Raw genomic sequence first — 18,117 nt, forward strand, 5'->3', positions numbered from 1 at the left:
CGCCGTGACGCACCACGTCTCGGCCATCGGGAATCCGCCGTGACGCACCACGTCTCGGCCATCGGGAATCCGCCGTGACGCACCACGTCTCGGCCGTCGCGCGCACCGCGCCACCCGCCCGCCCCTTCGGCGGACGAACGATCACCGAACTCGCCGCGGGTCTCGGGTCCGGGCGCACCACCGCGGAAGAACTCGCCCACGCCGCGCTGCGGTCCATTGCCCGCACCGATCCGGCCGTCGACGCGTTTGCGTTCGTGGACACCGAAGGCGCGTTGTCGGCCGCACCGACGGCCGACCGCGAACTCGCCGGGAGCGTGGACCGTGGTCTTGTGCACGGACCGCCGGTCGGCATCGAGGACATGATCGACGTGGCCGGGCCGACCACCGCCGGGTCGGCCCGTCTCGCCGGTCGCGTCGCCCGCCACGACGCGACCCGCGTGTGGCGCCTGCGTGTCGCCGGCGCACCGTTCGTCGGCAGGACCACCACTACCACTCACGAGTTCGTGTACGGCCCCACGGGCGGCCGTTCGGCGCACGGTCCGACGCGGAATCCGCGCGACCCGACCCGCGTGCCCGGCGGGTCGGGTGGCGGGAGCGCGTGTGCGTGGTGACTTCCCCGCCGCGGGGCCGAGCGGGAACGGGACGTGGGAGGGCCGACCGCGGCGGCGATTCGCCCCGAACCCCGATCGACGCGGTCGTGCGGCTCACGCCACGCCGAACGCGCGGGCCAGGTTCAGGCTGTCCTCGTAGGGGATGTAGCGCGTGATCAGGCCGTCGTGCACCGTGAGGTGGAAGGCGAACGGCGAGACGAACAGGTCACCGGTGGTGACGACCGTCTGTCGCATGTCGCCGAGGACGATCGCGTCCTCGCCTTCCACGACGATCCGGTGGACGGCGAACTCCTCGGCTTCGAGATGCCGACGGAGGACGTCGAAGAAGTCGGCGACCTCGGCCCGCGTGGTGCGACGGCCGACCCACGGCACTTCCTCGGCACCGTAGACGTTCCAGTCGACCTCCTCGGCGAACAGCTCGCTCAGCCGCCCGAATTCGCCGGCCCCGGCCCGACGGAAGAACTCCTCGACGACTGCCCTGGTCCCGCTCATGCCCCGACCTTCCCTCGACGGACACATGCCGATGAAAGGCACGTGTCGAAACGCGATCCGCGCCGCACCGGGCACGCACCTCCACCATATTGGATCCATCAGTCCAAAACAATCGCGGTCACAGGGCGCCTTCCGGCGATGCCCGCCCGATGGAACTTCGTCGCGTATTGCCCGACATGCCTGCCCGGGACGTGTCGTGGACGCGGCGGGTTCGGGACCGCGGGCCGAGTTCGCGTCGACGCCGCGGCGGGATCAGTGGGCGAAGAGCGAGCGTCACGGGCCCGGGACCGCGGGATCCGGCGCCGGCGCGGCGGCGGATCACCGCAGGCCTGTCGTCGAGGGCCGCACCGGACACACGGGTGATCGACGACGTGCCGTTCCCCACGGACGGGCGCATGTCGGCCGCGGATGCCCACCAGCGCCGCAGCGCGCGACCTTCCGGATCAACTCCGATGACGCGTGAGGAACCGCTGGAGGAAGTGCAGGAACAGGAACACGTCGTCGCGCCGGTGACCGGGGCCGAAGTGGGGGCCGCCGAAGACCCGGTCGTCGTCGTCCATCATCCGCGGCAGCGCGAGCAGCCGCGCCGCGACCACGTCGGCCCACGGATACACGACAAGAACGCCACCCGCGTACACCTGCGCTTCATCCCCCACCACACCCACGAGATCGAGGTCTTCGACGCCGACACCCACACCCACCCGGACCCCGCCCACCTCGCCGACCGAGCCACAACCACACAACGCGCCACACCGCGCCGAGCCAAGGACGCCGAACCCCGCGCCCCGGCACGCGCCCCGGCCGACGCCGACGCCGACGACGCCGCCGACGACGCCGACGGCGCTATGCGGCGGTCACCACCGCGACCGCCCCCCGACAACCGGGCGCACTCACCGCCGCACAGGCAGAGGCCGAGCAGACCCGCTCCCGGTAGGCGGACCCGGCCTCGCGCACGCCGCCGGACCCGATCCCGCCCCGCGAACCACCGGCGCCCCGCGAACCACCGGCGACCCGGGCACACCCCCGCACCAGGCAACCGGCGGCCTCCGACACGGACACCGCACCCACAACCAGGCGAACCGCACCGCGGCGCCCACCGAACACGACACCACCCGAGGCAGGCGACCGACACGAGCACCGCGACACGCAAGGGCCGCCCGCCCGGTGAACGCGAGGACCACCACACGCGCCTCAAGGACGCCCGGATCGTGGGAACCCGTGCCCCGCCCTCCGCCAGGGAGGACATCCGCGCCGCGATCGACGCGCGCGACGATCTGCGTCCACGGCGCCGCCGGCCACGGCGCATCCCTCGCGGTGAACGCCTCGCTGCGCGAACTCGCCCCCACCACCACCCACCGCGTGGTCTTCCGCGCACGCCCCCGGCACCCGCGACCTGCGCCACGAGCTCTTCCACGCCCTCGGCCCGCCCGGCCGCCCACCCTCTCTCCCACGCGATCGGGTTCGACCGCATGCTCCGCGGCGCCCTGGAGGAACGCCGGGCGTCGGTCTGCGACCAGGCCCAGCGGTTGTCGAAACCTTGTTGTGGGACGCGTGATTTCTCTGCTGGTGGCGCATCGCCTGTTCCGGTGTCACGTCGAGGTCTTCGGTGTGGCCACGGGAGTTCGGCTGTCGCCCGAACACACGGCCTCGCCTCCTGCTCCGGCTTCGCACCGCCGGGCTCGCTGCGGGCCAAGGCCCGGCAGCGATTTTCGGGCTCCGGCAGCGCGCGGATCAGCCGCAACAGGGTGGCCGGGCCGACCGACACGCCCGGTCCGACGGCCAGTCGAGCACCGGCCCGGCCCGCCGGGGCGAGCGCGATACGTTCCGGCACCGTCCGCAGAGCGCGGCTCCGTCGACCGTAGCGCCGGGTCGATCCCTCGACCCGCTCGACGAAGGCCCGTCGCGGTCACCCGCGGCCGGCGCAGACGAAACGGCGCACGAGCGGATCGACCGCGACCGCACGGCCGGCGATCGTAGCGTGGGCCGGGCGCCGGACACGGCGATCGTGCACGCGTACCGACGGAGCACCACGGCTCGGACATCCAGCGCCTTCGGCGTCGGACATGGCGCGGACACGGACTTCGTCGGCATCGACCTCGACGCTCTCGACACGCACCCCGGCCGACGGAAACGGCAACCCGGCCCACCACGAGAACGACATCTCCATGGACTCGACCGTGCGGAATACCCACCGGTCGATCCAGCCCTCAGGAAGATGCCGACGGGGCATCGGTTTCATGCGTGGGGCTCCGGCGCGCGCAACCGCAGCCATCCGAACGACGTGCCCCCAAGCTCCTTCGTCACCGACCTTCAGCGCTCCCCGGAATGTGACGCAGAGCCCCCCCGAACCCACCGTACGCGGCCCGTGGAACCTCACCACCGGCAAGCAACTTCCGGACCCGCTCCCGGAGTCGCTCCCCGGCACGGCGCTGACCCGGACCGCGCGCCTGGACGGCGTGACCCAGGCATTCCGCCTCGACGTGGACCTCGTGATCCACCCGATCCCGGTCCCCGGCGGCCCCCCGGAAACCGGCCCGACCGTACCCGCCCGCGCCACCGCCCGCGCCACCGTCCGCGCCACCGTCCGGGCCGTCTTGTGGACCGTGGTCGGCGCAGCCGCCCTGCTCGTACTCCCGGCCGTGACCCCTCGTCGTGCGCCGACGCCGTCGCCGCATCGCAGCGAAACGGTAGGCACGGCATCAACTTTCGCGAGTCGTACATGCAACGTTCGAAGAGCCGCACCCATCCTTCGTAGCTGCCACCCGGGTCCGGCAACCGTTCATCCTGGTCCGGTTCGGGCGCGCCCGCGTGCGGCACCGTCGGGCGCGGGCACACCCGGCCGTCGTGGCCGCCGGCGTCACATCGAGCGCCCTTGCCACGGCGTCGTCCACCGTCCAGGGAAGGGAGGTACGAACCACATGAGGATTCCACGCCGCGGACCACGCCGACCCCTCGCCGTGACCGCCGCGCTCACCACGGCCGTCGCCGCGGCCTCCATCGCCACGATCGGGCCCGCGCACGCCGACCCGCAGGGCGCGTGCAACCCGAACATCAACCACTACTACGGCGAGCCCGACACGGCCGTGGTCGACTCGGTGATCACCTACCAGGCCGCCATCAACGTCCCACCCGGCGTCACCGGCAGCCAATCGGTCGTGCTCACCAAGCAGACCACGGTCACCACACAGGTGAACAACAGCGCCGATTTCGGCGTGGACGCCAAGACGCTGTTCGGCAACGTGAGCATGAAGGTGGGCTTCCAGGTCTCGGACTCGGTGGGCAGCACGGACACCACCCAGACCAGCCAGACCTTCAACTTCGAGAAGCCCGACTACTACATGCTCTACCGGGGCACCCGACGCGTCCAGGGCGAGTGGGTCAAGTGGATCTGCGCCCGCACCGGATTCGACACCGGCAACTGGATCATGGCCGGCGGCGGCAAGGGCGTATACGTGTCCTTCGAGTTCCCCGAGCAGGGCGTGGTCACCTGCTCCAGCTTCGCACCGCCGGGCTCGCTGCGGGCCAAGGCCCAGCAGCGATTGGGGTGTTGACATGCGGATGACCCGGCACCCATACCCGACCACCGGCGCCGAAGACGGGACTGCCATGCCACGCTCGGCCGAAACCGACCGGCGCCCGCTGCGCCGGTCCATCGCCGTCGTCATCGCACTGCTTCTCGGCGCGGGCCTGCTCACCGCGACCCCCGCCGCAGCCGGCTCGTGGCCGGCGGACATGACCTGCCTGCCCGGCACCTACAAGATCCACACCGGGGCCGGAATGGTCCTGACCGCCTCGGAGGAGGCGGACGAGCACAAGCACGGCAGGATCATCCAGCATCCATACGACGGCGACCGAAGCCAGCGATGGACCGTGTGCTACAAGGTCCTCGACCACTTCCACAACCTGGAATTCGAGTTCGTCAGCGCCGTCCGCGGCGGCCCCTGGTGCATGGGCGTCAAGAATGGATACGCCGACGAAGGCGCGGACCTGTGGGCCCAGGAGTGCTCGAACCTTCGCCACCAGCGCTTCAAGAAACACCTGAGCTCCACCATCCCGGCCCCGGGGCAACCCGAGTGGTTCAGTCTCCAGGTCCTGCACGACAACATGTTCGTGGCAATCAAGGACTACACGGTGTACGACGCCCAGGCCGCCCAATACACGAACCGTGCCGACATGTTCTGGTACGACCCGGCCTGATCGACGACCCGTCCCGGAGGCAACGGACCGGGCACGCACAGGCGGTGGCGCCGATCGCGAGCACACCCGGCGATCGGCGCCGCTCGGGGCCGGCCCACGCCGGTCGAGACGTCGGACGCCTCACAGGATCTCCGTGCGGCAGCGCGCCGCCGGCTCGATCGCCTTTCGCCGGCGCACCAGTTGCCCGGCCTCGGCGCGCCGCGGCGGCGCGCAGTCGGGGCCGTCGACCAAATCGCCGACCTCCAGAAGCAGTCCTCCTGTCCCGCCGGGGTGCACATGCACATCATCCGAGCGGGCTCGGCCGAGACGTTGCGGAAGAAGCGCGGCGCGTCGGCCGGGATGTTGACGGTCCTGCCGGCCCGCACCCGCACCTTCTCGCCGCGGAAGGTGAACTCCAGCTCGCCCTCGACGAGGGTGAACATCTCCTCGAAGTCGTGCCGGTGCGGCGGCGGACCGCCGTTCGGCGGCACGCACATGTCGATGAGGCAGTAGCGACCGTCGGTCTGCCGGCCCCAGACCAGGATCTGTAGATGTTGCCAGCCACAGCGAGGTGTCGGCGAGCAACTCGACGTGCTCTGGAACCATCCAGGGCGACCCAAGCACCTTGTGAGTGTGCGGGTTGGTGTGGGCGGGGTGGGTGTCAGCGGGTCTGCTTGTGGTTTCCTTCGGTTGAGCTGGGGTTGTCGGTCCGGCCGTAGGGGTCTTGGCTGTCACGGGGTGACCGAACCGCTGTCGTGGCCTGCCCGACAGCGGCTGGCACATGCGTGGCCCGGCTGTCACGGGGGTTGCACATTCCTGTGTCGGCCGGTTCGAGGGCGGGGTGTGCTTGCGCCCATGAGCGCGAAGTCGTCTCCACCGCCGGTGTCTTCGGCCTCGGGCGGGCCCCGCGCGCCGCCGCCTCCGTCCGCTGCTGCCGCGCAAGCGTCGTCACCCGTGCCCGTGTCACAGGACCGGGCCCTGACACGCCGGTCGGTGGTATCCCGTCTTCTCGCGCTGGACGAGGCCGGGACGGTGGAGACGGTGCACGTGCGGATCGCCGCGGCCGCGGCCGGGGTGGCGCCGCGCACCGTGTGGCGGTGGCCGGCGATCACCCGCGAGTCCGGACGGGCGGAACCGGCCACGCGGCGGCACTCCTTCGCGCTCACCGACGCCCTCCGGGCGCGCCCGTCGGACCTGGGCCCGAACGTGAAAGCCTTGCACGACTCGATGCGGGAACACCCGGACCAGGCCCACCCGTCGCCGACCACGAACACCCAGCCGTCCCCGACGACGCTCTACCGCGCCGTGCGGGAAGAGCAACGCGCGGGCCGTGTCCCGGAGATCTCCCGGCCCACGCACGCCGGACGCGACCCCGATCGCTACGACCGCGCCCTGGCCGAACCGGCGCTCCCGGGCACGGCCTGCGAGGCCGGCCGGATCACCCCGCCGCCCACCGGCGCCCCGGCCCCGGCCGGGACCGACCCCACCGCGACCCGGCCGGCACCCCTCGACGACGGCACCCGCCTCCACGTGCCCGGCGCGCACCCGGTGTCGACGCGCCGACTCGGCGCTGTGGCCGAAGCGCTCGTCCACACGGTCGCCGCCCGCGGGATCGTGTGCGTGTACGGCGACCCCGGCCACGGCAGGACGATCGCGCTCCACCAAGCCCTGCGCCTGCTCCCGCTCCGCGTCCCGTACACCGCGCGCCGGTCGCGGTGAAACCCGCGCCGTCCCGGTTGCGCGCCGCGCTGCTCACCGCGTTCGGCCTGCCGGCCGCCCACCCGACGAACCGCACGGACGCGGCCGACCGCGCACTCCCGGACGCCTTCGCCCCGGGCATGCTCGTGATCGACGACGCTCCGACGCATGGCCGCCCCCGAACTCACCACCGGTGCCCCTTGGCGGACGTTTCCTTCATCCCGGCCGAGCCGGCCGCCCCGGAACAAGCCGGCGCGTCGTGCCCGTGCCCGGCATGCCCGCCGTCTGCAGGTCGAGGTCGAAGCCACGGTGCGGCCGACATCCGGTTCGCGGGAGCCGGCACGTCGTGGCCCGAACGCGCGAGGGGATCGGGACCGCGGGACTCGCTCGCCCGGCTTCGTGCCCGGATGCGTGGCGGGTCACCGGTGGGCGACCGGGTCCCGGGGTGCGTGTCGTGCTCGAGGGGTGCGTTGCGTGTGGTGGCGACGCGGCGCCCGGGTCGGGTGCCGGGACGGTTTCCCCTCGTGGTCGTGCTCCCGCCCTCAGAACCCGAGCATGCCGGGGGAGTCGATGTCGACGGTGACGATTGCGGGTGGGTAGGCGTCCTCGCGGGTGGTCAGCAGGATGGACATGCCCGTGAACTCGGCCCGGGGGAGGGCGCAGTACAGGGCGCGGCAGGTGTCGGGCCCGCCGAGGCCGTCGCGGATCATCGTGCCGACCGCCACCGACGCGACCGTCCCCAGGGGGTCGACGCTCACGCTCGACAGCGCCGGGACCCGATGGGCGACGCCCTGCGCGTCGGCTTCGGCCTGCACCAGGCACAGCGCGGGGACGACCGGGTGGTCGCCCGGGGTGCGGGCCATGTTGCCCGCGAGGAGGCCCAGGGTCTTGTGGCCGGCGGCGAGGGCCTCGACGGCGCGGGTGTCCAGGACGATCACGCCCGGGCCTTCCGGGCCTTCCCGGCGGCGATCCGATGAATGTTGGCGAGGATGTCGGGCGCGTCGTCGAACTCCTCGTCGGTGATCGGGACACCGATCACCGAACGCACCGTCTCCCGGTCCGCGGCCGGCCGCTCGGCCCGCCGGGCGGCGGTGGGCTGCTCGGCGGCCAACGCCTCGACCAGTTGGCCGATGCTCAGTCCGCGTTCCCTGGCGAGCTCGGCGAGATGGTCGCGGGTCTCGCGCGGCACCTGGATCGTCGTCGATGTCATAGCACCACTACAGACACACCGCAGAGGCGATTCCGCGAACCCCGACATCCCCGATGCGGGCGGGCACCAAGGCCCACCACCGGACCCCCGCCGCCCGTCTCCGACCGCACGGCGCACCGCCGGGCCAGCCGATGCCGGCACCACACCCGCCACCGCCGCCCACCCGGGCGCCCGCCGCAGCGACCGCTTCGAGACCACCCCACCCACCCGGGTGTCGCCGGCGTACCGGCACGGCAACGCCTGCGCGGTCCACCGCGAACCCGTCGCCCGAGCAGCCGCCGACACCGCCAGCGACCACGCCGCACCGACATCGGCACGGCCGACGGACAACCCGACGCTTCCGGGCGGCGCACCGCACGCCGCCGTACCGCTGCCGGACCCTCTCCCGTCGCTGTCGACGTTCCTGCACGCACTCCACCGGGACCCGACCGCGGGGGAGCGGACCGGCCGCCGCAAGGGCCCCGAAACCGCCCGCGCGCTGGACGTGTTCGCCAAGCGCTCCCACACCCGGCGCAACCACGCCCGGGAGGCCGACCACGTCCAAGCCCCCCTGCGGGTGGACGCCGACGGTGACCTCGTCCACCCCTACACCACCTGGTTCATCGACTGCGCGACCACGGCGATCACCGGCGTCGCCGTCACACCCGGCCTTCCCACGCGCGCCTCGATGTCACACCCGCCCCTCCCACGCGGGCCTCGATCCCGGCCGCGCCGCGCTCCGCGATCGCGCACACCGACCCGCACGGGCCCTTCGGCGGCCTGCCCGAACACGTGCGCTTCGACCGGGGCAGGGACTTCCTCTCCCGCACCGTGACCACCGCACCGACCGCCCCGGACGCGAACATCACCGTGCTCCCGCCCTACAGCCCACACCCGAAGGGCGGCATCGAGAACCTCAACCACCGCGGTGGAGACGATGCTGTTCGCCGCCCTGCCCGGCCACACACAAGCCGCCCAAAGTGGTGCGGGTGCGGACGTAAAGGTGTCAGTGGGCGGGGAGGTATGTCGTCTGCAGGACGTACACGCGTTCGCTGCGTACCACGATCAGGTACACGAACATGCCGTCATCGATGTAGGCGGTTGCCGCGCGGGGATTGGGCCCCTCGTACAGCGTCCCGTCGAGATACAGGGCCTCGGCCGCGCGGACGATCTCCGCGACCGCGGTCTCGACCAAGGCGACGAACGCCTCCGGCGCACCGCCCACCACACTCGCCTGGTCGGGCTCGTACTCCCAGCCCCAGCTCACACGCCCACCGCAGCGTAGGCGGCCCGCAACAACTCGCTGGCGACCCGAACACCGCGGGCACGCACCCGGGGATCGTCGCTGACGGTGTCGACCTGCTCGGCGTGGTGATAGCGAAACGCCAGGTCCGGGTGACGCTCGATCTCCGCGATCGCCGCCCAGTGCCGCAACCAGCCCCGCAACGGGTCGAGCCGGTTGATCTCCAACGCCTTCGCGGTCGCCTCGCGCTGGGACCGGTCCATCTCGGGAAGCCAGTGCGGCGCCAACAACGCGATCGCCGCACGCACACCCTCGATCGTGCACTCCGGCCGCGCGATCACCGGAGTCGAATACTCGGGCTCGGCAGTCACCCCCACACCCCTCCCTCACGACGATCCGACCGCCCCACTCTAGTCGCCGGCGTCCCACCGCCAGAGCATCCAACGGACCGGCCGCCGGATCAGCCAACGCACACCACCCGAGACGGGCACCACCCACCCGGCCGACCAGGCCACCGACGATCAACGCGCCGCACTGCGCCGCGCCCGAGCGGCCCGCGCCCGCCGCCTGCGTGCCGAGGCCAAAGCCGCCGAGCACCTGCGCCGCCCCGCGCCACGCCCCCACGTCCACTCCCGCCGACGCACAGCGCCCGGACACGATCACCACGCCCGAGGCCGCCCGGGAACCGGCCCAACACCGCGAGAGCGACCTCGGCAAGCCGGCGCTACCCGACCCGACCCGACCCGACCCGATCCGCACCGCCCCCGACCGACCGGGCCATCCCCGACGTCCTGAAGAAGGCCACCAGGCCCGTCAGGCCCGCCGAATCCACCACACCCGAACCGCTCTCCGCCCGCGAAAACCCTCAACGACCCGCCACCCGCCACCCGCGCCCACCGACCAGTACGTCGCCCTCCCCGAGGCACGTCCGGTGACCACCCGCGCACTGCTCACCGCCCGGGAGAACCTCGCCGACACGACCGCCGCCCGCGCCATCACCTGCATCCACAGCGGCACCGGCTCCGGCAAGACCGCCGCCGTCACCAGCCGCCTGCACAAGCTCGAACCCGACCAGGACATCCGCCGCGCCACCTTCCACACCCGCCCCACCCTCCGCACAGTGCGCCGGGAACTGCACGCCGCCCCGGAACCCCCGGGCCACCCCCCGCCCTACGCCGGCGAGTTCGACCAACTCCTCAAGACCGAACTCGCCGCCCACCCCCGCACCCTCGCCCTCGACGAAGCACACCGGCTCAGCGGCTCCCCGCCGGAATACGTCCGCTACATCCGGGACGACCCCTACACCCGGCTCACGATCGTCTTCGCGGGAGGAGAAGACTGTCACCAGACCCCACGCAAGAAGCCGATGCCGTCCTCCCGGACCTTCATCCGACAGCGCCTCACCCACCTCACCCCCCACGAGGCCCAGGACGTCATCCCGCTCCACCACCCCATCCGGGCCGACACCGACCCCGAAGACATCGCCCACGCAGACCAACACCCCACCCACGGCAACTTCCGCAACCGGCCCCGCCCGACCGCCCACACCCACACCGCCCTCGAACACACCGGCCGCACCCACATCGACCAAGAGGTGCCGCACCGGGCCCTCAACCGCCCCGGCCCCGGCAACTGGACCACCTCACCACCTGCACGGCGCTCCCACGGCTCCGCGTCGACCCAGACAAACCCCCACGTCCACCGACTTCCCTCGAGGAACGCCGGCGCAGCGGGAGACCCTCAGCCTTCGCCCAGCCACGACAACCTCGAACACCACACCCCAAGCGCCGTTTCCACCCCCCCGCCGACAACCACCCGCCGCTGCGCCGTCCATGTCGTCTCGACGCGGTAGCAGGGTGGTCGCCACCGGTCGCAGAACCCCACCGAACGCTTGAACCGCACGGGAAATCCACCCCCGTGGCACACCACCGCGCACCTGTGGCCTTGTGGTGACAACCAGCGTGCTTCGGCACATCAAGCCCATCCCGCAGCCGAAGAAGTTGTGAGGAAATGTTGTAAGTTTCACGGGGGGCGAGTGGTTCCCGGTACCGCGGGTGGCCGGCCGCGGTCCGCCCGTCGAGCGCGAAGGCCGTCGTGGGCCGGCCGGCCGGCGGGTGGCATCCGCCCGCCGCTGCGCCGCCGTCGGATCCGCATCGCGCCGGGGCCGGCCTCCGAACGCGGGATCGCGTGGCCGCGTGTGCTGCTGCCGGCGGCGTGGGGGCGGTTCCGTGACGGACGGAACGTGCGGTCGTGATGCGTGCGCTGTGCCTGGGCTCGTCCTCGACGTGGGTGCCGACGCCCCTTTGCGGTTCGGTGGGTTCGGATTCCCGGGTTCGGGCGGAGGGCCGGACGCGGAGTGCGCGGAGCGGGCAGAGTGGGGAAGGACCGACGGATTGGGGAGGTTTCGTGGCGGAGAGCGGTAGGCCGGTGACGATCGCGGAGATTCGTGAGCGGCTCACCTCGGAGGAGCGTGTCGAGTTCGAGGAGCAGCTCGCGAACACTCCCTTCGATCGGTTGTAGGCGAAGATCGTGTTGGAGTGGGCGTTGACGCCGGAGGAGCGTGCCGAGGATCGTGCGGCCCTGGATCGTGTGCGCGCGGGCGGCTTCTCCGGGCTGCGGAATCCCGATGGCACTCCCTTCACGCCGTGAGCCACACCGTGGCCTACGCCCCGGCCGCCGAGGTCGAGCCGAACCGGCTGGGCCCGGATCGGCTGCGTGCCTTCGAGCGGGGCATGGCCGTACTCGCTCGTGATCCGTACGGGCACGGGTCCGCTCCCGCGCGCCCCGGCTACGAGAACCTGTGGTGACGCCGCCGTCGCCGACGTGGTCATCCGCTACGAGATCTCCAAATCCGTTCTGCGCGTCACCGTCGTCCGGGCCACGCCCAGCCCCTTCTGACGATTCGATCAGGGGTGGACGTCCGGTCATCCCCAGCCTCGGCATGTGCTTTGAGGCCCGGTTTCGGGTCGGTTCCGGCGGTCGCAGTTCTGTCGTACCCCCGGTTCCCCGTCCCTTCGTCCTCGGCGATGCTCGTTTGCGCCCCGGTTCTTGTCGGAGTTGGAGCGGTTGTGGTGCCCGGCCTCCGGGGTGCGGGGGAGGCGTCGACGATCCCGACCGGTAACAGCGCTTCTTCGTGGGTGCTGCTGCGCACCGTCGGTCTCCTGCCTGGGCGCGGATACCCGGCTGCGGAGGCGGTGGATCGGACGATGAAGCCGTTCTTCGTTGGGGCCCGGCGGGTCGGCCGGGCCGGATGAATGGGTGGCGCGGGTCGGGCCGCCCGGGACTTCGTGTCCCGGGCGGCGTCGTCGTTGTGGCGACGGGTCGGGTGGCGGCCCGGTGACCCTGCCGGTCGTGGCCTTCCTCGTCTTCGGGTGGAAGCGTTGTTGCTTGCGGGTCGAGGGTGCCGCGTGACCGGGTCGGCGGCCTCGGCGTGGTTCGCCGGGGCCGCCGACCGGTGGGCGTGGGTTGTTACCAGGTGCCGAGGGGTTTGTCCCAGGCGACGTTGGCGGTGGCGTGGCCGTCGGTGCCGGTGGTGATGGTCCAGGCGGCGAAGCGTCCGTTGCCGAAGTTGTAGAGGGTGAGGATGTCGGAGAGCCCGTCTCCGTTCACGTCGCCGCTGTGGGGGACGTAGGTCTTGTTGATCCATCGGTCCGGAGCGACGCCGAAGTCCTCGACGGGTGCGTTGAGGGTGCCGTCGGCGTTCGAGGTGAAGGTGCGTACGGTCGTGACCATGCCGAGATTGGCGTCCATCATGCGCAGGTCGTCGCGGCCGTCGTGGTTGGTGTCGCCGGCGGTGATCTGGATGTCGTTGCGGCGCCACCGGAGCCCGGTGGCGGACCAGGCGGCCGTGTTGAAGCCGGGGTGGTTGCCGTTGGTGTCGGCGAGGCCGGTGAAGACGGTGACGTTGCCGTCGCCGTATATGTAGGTGCCGATGATGTCGGCGCGTTTGTCGCCGTTGACGTCGCCGAGGGCGTAGGCGGCCTTTTGGTAGTCCCAATAGCCGGGGTGGGTTTCCTCGAATCCCTTGACGGGGGCGTTGAATCCGCCGTCCGGGCGCGGGGTGAACGTGTAGTTGGCGACGCGTGCGTCGGCGAAGCCGTAGATGGCGACGAGTTCGTCCTTTCCGTCGCCGTTGGTGTCGCCGGCGAGGAGCGTGGTGCGGTCCCAGTCCCAGCCGGATGCTTGGGTCCAGCTGCCGAGGTCGGGGTTGAAGCCTCCGTCGGGGCGGGAGGTCATGGTGAACAGTCCGACGTGGCCGTTTCCGTAGTTGTAGAGGGCGGCGATGTCGTCGCGGCCGTCGCCGTTGAAGTCCCCGGCGACCCACTTCGCCGCGCCGATGTTCCAGGTGCCCGCGGGCACGCGCCATGATTCGAAGGGCTGGGCGAGGGATCCGGTCGGGGTGGCGAGGCTGGTCCACAGGGCGGCTGCGCCGCCGCCGTAGTCGATGACGGTGGCGAGGTCGGCCTTGCCGTCCCCGTTGAAGTCCCCGGCCATGGTGATGTGCGTCGCGGGGGTTTCTCCGCTCCAGGTGTGGTCGGCGGCGGTGTCGGTGGGTTGGCTCCAGCGGATGTAGCCGCCTTGGAAGTCGGTGCGCATGCCGCCGGCGACCGGATATTCCTCGGTGGTGGGGAACCCGAGGTAGCTGTTCTCCCACGTGAGTTGGATCCACTTGTTGCGGATGGTGCCGTGGATCCAGTGGGCTCCGGTGTCGGCGCTCCAGTAGATGGACGTGTCGGACTGGCCGGTCTTGCGGAAGTGGGCGTACGTGCCGGGTTTCGTCGGTGTGGCGGTGCTGTCGCCCACGGGAAGGCCCAGGGTGTCGGTGCCGCCGAGTTCGAGGTATTTGAGCAGGACCGGTCCGCACAGCTTTGCGGTGCCGCCGCCGGCGGCGGGGAAGGCTTGGCAGAAGTCGCCGGCGTCGCCGCCGAGGTCGGTGCGGGTGCCGTGGCTCGTGCGCCCGCCGGGGTAGAGGAAACGCTTCCCGTCGGCCTGGACGGCCCACACGTCGGGGATGCCGTCGCCGGTGACGTCGGGAATCACGGTGATCTGCGGGAACACGCTCTGCTGCCAGCCGCTCTCGCCCCAGGTGGTCGTGTTGTCGTCGGAGGCGGCGAACGAGCGCAGGTCGGTGCCGTTGCCCTGCTTGGTTCCCTTGCGCAGCAGGAGCTTTCCGTCGCCGGTCTTCTCGCGGAGGATCAGGTCGTAGGCGCCGTCTCCGGTGATGTCCCCGGCGCCGTGGAAGGTGTACTTTGCCCAGCCGCTGTCGCTGACCTTGGTGGCGGTCAGGGTGCTGGCGCCGGTGTAGCCGCTGAAGGCCCACAGGTCGTCGCCGGTCGTGGCGAGCATGTCGGGCAGACCGTCGCCGGTGGCGTCGCCGAGGGAGAGGATCTGGGTGAGGTTCCTCGGGTCGGGGGCGCCTGTGGGGAGGAGCAGTTCCATGCGGCCTGCGGTGTCGATGGCGCCGCGGCCGTTGCCGGGGTAGACCCACAGTTTGCCGTCGGGCATGCGTGCGATGAGGTCCTGGAATCCGTCGCCGCCCCACCAGTCGCCGTTGTAGGTGGTCAGGGCGCCCTTGAAGTACCCGGCGGGGACCTGCGGTTGTCCGGGGGCGCCGGTGCCGTCGTCGGTCTTGGTGGCGTCGATGCCCTGGAAGAGCCTGCCGCCGGGCGCGGACGGGTGGATGCGCAGGTTTCCGTCGGCGTCGACGAGCGCGAGGTCGGGGCGTTGGTCGCCGGTGAAGTCCATGGCGCCGTCGATCTGGTCGCGCGGTTCGACGAAGAAGTTGTAGACGGTCTGGGCGGACCGGTTCCCGGCCTGGTCGATGGCCTGGACGTACAGTTGTGTCGGGCCGGCGTGCGGCGGTACCAGGTCGATCGTGGCACTCTGGCCGCGAATGGGGGCCCTGACCCGGTTGTCGGAGCTGTTGCGGTCGAAGCTGTACGCGTACTCGACCGTGTCGGCGGTCCCGCCGGAGGCGAACGTGAAGGCGGCCGGGGTGCCGTACTTCGCTCCTTGCGGCCAGGCGGTGTCGCTGCCTTCCTTGAACTGCTCCGAGACGACGGTGGGGGGATTGGGCCTGGACTTGTCGACGGTGAAGGAACACGTGACGACGGCTGCCGGGTCGGAGTCCGCCCCGGTCCAGTCGTTGGCCTGCATCATGAACGACACGGTGGCCTTGTCGTCGAGTTGGTCCGTGGGGATGCGGTAGTGGATCCACCCCTGGCCGTCCACGTCGAGGTAACCGAACTGCAGGTGCTGGCCGGCCGGCTTCGTGCTGGAGTCGACGGTGAGCCAGATTCGGCGCAGGTCGCCGTCCGGGTCGCTGCCCCGGGCGTTGATCGTGACGTCGGTCTGCCCGACGACCGGGTAGGGCGCGCTGGTCTTGCACGGGCCGCCGGGCGTGATCGAGATGTCGGACGGCGGATTCGGCGGTCGCCGATACACGACTTCGAGGCTGGGGTTGACGTCGAACTTCTTCCACCCGTACGTGTCGGTTTCGCTGTCGGCGCGCAGCATCAGCGTGATGTCGCCCCAGCCACCGTCCCTGGCCTTGGTCGCGGCGTCCATCACGTCGAAGCCGACCCAGTCGCCCGGGCAGTTCGCGCTGTACCCCTTGGCGACGTTGACCTGTTGCTGAAGCGTGCTCTGCCCGGGCTGCTTGTTCCAGGTGGTGGCCGAGTCGATCGGGCCGGTGAGGAACAGGTTCACCGGCCGGGCGCTGCACGACCACGAGTGCACCTCCAGGGCGCGGAACGTCGCCGCCTGGAGGTTCGCGCCGCGCAGGCTCGGGTCGAACGACATGCGGAAGTACGAGCGGCCCGTGCCACCGCTCTGGTTCTCGTGCCCGACCCGGGCGTTGGTGGTGCCGCCGTTGAAGTTCGCGCCCATCCAGAAGGAACTGTTCGGGTACGGCGCGTACACCAGGGTCCACGCGGCCGAGTGTCCCCAGAACGAGGGGTCGACGAAGACCGGGAACACCGTGTCCGTGCCGGTCAGCAACTTGCCGTCCGGAACGATCCGCAGACGGCCGGCGTCGAACGACGACACCGCGACGGCCTCGTGCGTGCCGGGTTCGGGCCCCTCGAGCCCCGGCAGGGCCAACGTTCCCGTCCCCGAGGCGGCCGGAGCCGAACTCTCGGCGGGCCGGGACGCGGACGCCGCCGCGTTCGCGAGGGAGCCGCGCCGCTGATCCCACAGGCTGCCGGGGGTGTGCCCGGCGGAGTCCCACATGAACGGTGTCGGCGACGCGGCCACCGTGTTCCCGGCGGTGTCGACCACATTGGTGACGCCGCTCTCGGCGTCGTGCGCGAACGACAGATCGGCCGCCGAGAGCCGGTAGGCGAGCTCGGCGACCCCGGGGTTCGCGGCGGCATCGCGGTTCTTGACGACCAGGACCTGCGAGAACCCGCCGTCGCGTGCGGTGAGCACCAGGTCCACGCCCGGGAACACGTCGGGGTACAGGGCCCGATCGCCGGTGATCCGGGCCTTCGGCAGCGCGCCGTTGGGCCAGGCGACGGTGAACGTCTTTCCACTCTCGAGGGTCGTGCGGACCAGGACGCCGTCGGGCAGCGGGCCCTGCGCGGCGGCGAGTTCGGCATTGGACCGTACCGACGGCAGCGGATCGGGCACGGGGGTCGCCGTGCCCTTCGGGGGAGCCCCGGGGGACATCGGTCCGGGCCACTCCAGGGTTTCCTGCACCGGCCCGGACGGCGCCCCGGATGTCCCCGCACCCCCGGACGACGGATCCGCCGATGCTCCGCTGGCCGCGGTGGTCCTCGCGCCGGCCCCGGGCGAGGCGGGGTCTTCCGCCCCAGCGGAAGCGGGCGTCGGCTTGTCCGCAGGAAGTCGACGGGGCGCCGGCCGAGGCCTGGGCACGCCCGAAGTCGGCGCATCGGCGGTGGCCGGGGTCCCACCGGCCGCGAACACGACCTTGACGGTGGTCGCCTTCGGCGCGTATCCGCCCGGCACCGGCTGCAGCACCGTGTCGACGTCGGCCCAGCCGGTTCCCACCCGCACGCGGACCGGCAACACGTGTTCGGTGCGAGTGAACGATCCGTCCGGGTTGGCCACCGTGGAGCCCGTCGCACTGAGTGTCGTCTGCACGGTGACCGGCTTGCCGGATTCACGCGCGCGCCTCTGTGCGGTGTTCTCGTCGACCCGCGTCGGCGCGGCCGTGCGGTCGCCGCCGCCGGACCCGTCGTGTGTCAGCACCACGAGCCCGCCGGCGCCCAGCGCGGCGGCGGTGGCCACCGCGACGGCCGCCGAAGTGCGCTTGCGCGGCCTCCTCGACGGCCATCGAAAACGCCCAGACAACTGCGACACCAGTCGCTCCCCTTTTCCGGCGGCTTCCGCACAAGGAAGACCGCAGCCGTGGAACCGACGCCGCCGGGCCGCACGCAGGTGGCTGGAAATCGGCGCACGTCGACAACGCCCGGACTCCCTCGTAAAGGAGTCAGGCGCGGTCATGCGAACCAAAGCATGGACCACAAAGACCCGCGCGTCATCAGGGAAGGCTTCTTTACCCGGGAATGACTGTCCGCCACGTGATCGGGAGCACGCAGAAGAAACGCGACTTGTATTCAAGAAATTACCTAGAGTGAGGATTTTCGGAAGAGTGGGCCTCTCGCAGGAGTCCATTTATGGCGTATCCGTCATAATCCGCGGTTTGTATATGCGGGTATATATGATCAATAATCCCAAATAAATTT

The 18,117-nt window shown here is 71.4% G+C and carries 15 protein-coding genes and 1 pseudogene; 6 read left to right on the forward strand and 10 right to left on the reverse strand.

Annotated elements, in window-relative coordinates; genetic code table 11:
* The first annotated feature begins 74 nt into the window (after positions 1–74).
* Positions 75–611 (forward strand): amidase family protein, encoded by a 537-nt coding sequence (locus tag ABIA38_RS44440; protein ID WP_424644756.1) that lies wholly within the window; start codon positions 75–77, stop codon positions 609–611.
* Positions 612–704: 93 nt separating this feature from the next.
* On the opposite strand, the gene ABIA38_RS44445 is transcribed toward ABIA38_RS44440, so the two are convergent.
* From ABIA38_RS44445 to ABIA38_RS44455, 3 genes are all read right to left on the reverse strand, one after another.
* Positions 705–1,103 (reverse strand): nuclear transport factor 2 family protein, encoded by a 399-nt coding sequence (locus ABIA38_RS44445; RefSeq protein ID WP_424644757.1) that lies wholly within the window; start codon positions 1,101–1,103, stop codon positions 705–707.
* Between the two features lie 443 nt (positions 1,104–1,546).
* The gene (locus ABIA38_RS44450) at positions 1,547–1,804 is read right to left on the reverse strand and encodes a hypothetical protein (protein ID WP_424644758.1); all 258 of its coding nucleotides are present in this window, start codon (positions 1,802–1,804) and stop codon (positions 1,547–1,549) included.
* A gap of 1,205 nt (positions 1,805–3,009) precedes the next feature.
* Positions 3,010–3,342: a hypothetical protein gene (locus ABIA38_RS44455; protein ID WP_424644759.1), complete on the reverse strand. Its 333-nt coding sequence runs from the start codon at positions 3,340–3,342 to the stop codon at positions 3,010–3,012.
* A gap of 679 nt (positions 3,343–4,021) precedes the next feature.
* Between ABIA38_RS44455 and ABIA38_RS44460 the strand changes: the two genes are divergently transcribed.
* Complete coding sequence (locus ABIA38_RS44460; protein WP_424644760.1) at positions 4,022–4,654, forward strand: hypothetical protein; 633 nt, start codon at positions 4,022–4,024, stop codon at positions 4,652–4,654.
* A gap of 7 nt (positions 4,655–4,661) precedes the next feature.
* Positions 4,662–5,300 (forward strand): RICIN domain-containing protein, encoded by a 639-nt coding sequence (locus ABIA38_RS44465; protein ID WP_424644761.1) that lies wholly within the window; start codon positions 4,662–4,664, stop codon positions 5,298–5,300.
* Between the two features lie 120 nt (positions 5,301–5,420).
* Here ABIA38_RS44465 and ABIA38_RS44470 read toward each other — a convergent pair whose 3' ends face one another.
* Positions 5,421–5,576 (reverse strand): hypothetical protein, encoded by a 156-nt coding sequence (locus ABIA38_RS44470; RefSeq protein WP_424644772.1) that lies wholly within the window; start codon positions 5,574–5,576, stop codon positions 5,421–5,423.
* Between the two features lie 59 nt (positions 5,577–5,635).
* A pseudogene (locus ABIA38_RS44475) lies at positions 5,636–5,776 on the reverse strand (cupin domain-containing protein); the annotation flags it as partial.
* A gap of 496 nt (positions 5,777–6,272) precedes the next feature.
* Here ABIA38_RS44475 and ABIA38_RS44480 point away from each other — a divergent pair.
* The gene (locus ABIA38_RS44480) at positions 6,273–6,998 is read left to right on the forward strand and encodes a hypothetical protein (RefSeq protein ID WP_424644762.1); all 726 of its coding nucleotides are present in this window, start codon (positions 6,273–6,275) and stop codon (positions 6,996–6,998) included.
* A 521-nt stretch (positions 6,999–7,519) separates the two neighbouring features.
* On the opposite strand, the gene ABIA38_RS44485 is transcribed toward ABIA38_RS44480, so the two are convergent.
* The 4 genes from ABIA38_RS44485 to ABIA38_RS44500 form a co-directional block, all read right to left on the reverse strand.
* Positions 7,520–7,915 carry a hypothetical protein gene (locus tag ABIA38_RS44485; protein WP_424644763.1) on the reverse strand — a complete coding sequence of 132 codons (396 nt, stop codon included), beginning with the start codon at positions 7,913–7,915 and terminating at the stop codon, positions 7,520–7,522.
* Entirely contained in the window at positions 7,912–8,187 is a 276-nt protein-coding gene (locus ABIA38_RS44490) for a hypothetical protein (protein ID WP_424644764.1), read from the reverse strand. Before ABIA38_RS44490 ends, ABIA38_RS44485 begins: the two co-directional genes overlap by 4 nt.
* Positions 8,188–9,172: 985 nt before the next feature.
* The gene (locus ABIA38_RS44495; RefSeq protein ID WP_391588453.1) at positions 9,173–9,433 is read right to left on the reverse strand and encodes a hypothetical protein; all 261 of its coding nucleotides are present in this window, start codon (positions 9,431–9,433) and stop codon (positions 9,173–9,175) included.
* On the reverse strand, positions 9,430–9,780 hold the full coding sequence (locus tag ABIA38_RS44500; RefSeq protein ID WP_424644765.1) for a hypothetical protein: 351 nt from the start codon (positions 9,778–9,780) through the stop codon (positions 9,430–9,432). Before ABIA38_RS44500 ends, ABIA38_RS44495 begins: the two co-directional genes overlap by 4 nt.
* A gap of 560 nt (positions 9,781–10,340) precedes the next feature.
* Here ABIA38_RS44500 and ABIA38_RS44505 point away from each other — a divergent pair.
* Both ABIA38_RS44505 and ABIA38_RS44510 read left to right on the forward strand, forming a co-directional pair.
* Positions 10,341–11,261: an ATP-binding protein gene (locus ABIA38_RS44505; protein WP_424644766.1), complete on the forward strand. Its 921-nt coding sequence runs from the start codon at positions 10,341–10,343 to the stop codon at positions 11,259–11,261.
* 793 nt (positions 11,262–12,054) lie between these two features.
* On the forward strand, positions 12,055–12,216 hold the full coding sequence (locus ABIA38_RS44510) for a hypothetical protein (protein ID WP_424644767.1): 162 nt from the start codon (positions 12,055–12,057) through the stop codon (positions 12,214–12,216).
* Positions 12,217–12,877: 661 nt separating this feature from the next.
* On the opposite strand, the gene ABIA38_RS44515 is transcribed toward ABIA38_RS44510, so the two are convergent.
* Positions 12,878–18,046, reverse strand: coding sequence for an FG-GAP-like repeat-containing protein (locus ABIA38_RS44515; RefSeq protein ID WP_424644768.1), 5,169 nt, complete (start codon positions 18,044–18,046; stop codon positions 12,878–12,880).
* Between the last annotated feature and the right edge of the window lie 71 nt (positions 18,047–18,117).

The sequence above is a fragment of the Embleya sp. AB8 genome (genome assembly GCF_049739465.1).
Taxonomy (GTDB): Bacteria; Actinomycetota; Actinomycetes; order Streptomycetales; family Streptomycetaceae; genus Embleya.

Excerpts from the sequence above, each read along its gene's own strand:
- ABIA38_RS44445 (WP_424644757.1), bottom strand. The coding sequence starts at position 1,103 with ATGAGCGGGACCAGGGCAGTCGTCGAGGAGTTCTTCCGTCGGGCCGGG.
- ABIA38_RS44455 (WP_424644759.1), bottom strand. The coding sequence starts at position 3,342 with ATGAAACCGATGCCCCGTCGGCATCTTCCTGAGGGCTGGATCGACCGG.
- ABIA38_RS44460 (WP_424644760.1), top strand. The coding sequence starts at position 4,022 with ATGAGGATTCCACGCCGCGGACCACGCCGACCCCTCGCCGTGACCGCC.
- ABIA38_RS44465 (WP_424644761.1), top strand. The coding sequence starts at position 4,662 with ATGACCCGGCACCCATACCCGACCACCGGCGCCGAAGACGGGACTGCC.
- ABIA38_RS44490 (WP_424644764.1), bottom strand. The coding sequence starts at position 8,187 with ATGACATCGACGACGATCCAGGTGCCGCGCGAGACCCGCGACCATCTC.
- ABIA38_RS44515 (WP_424644768.1), bottom strand. The coding sequence starts at position 18,046 with ATGGACTCCTGCGAGAGGCCCACTCTTCCGAAAATCCTCACTCTAGGT.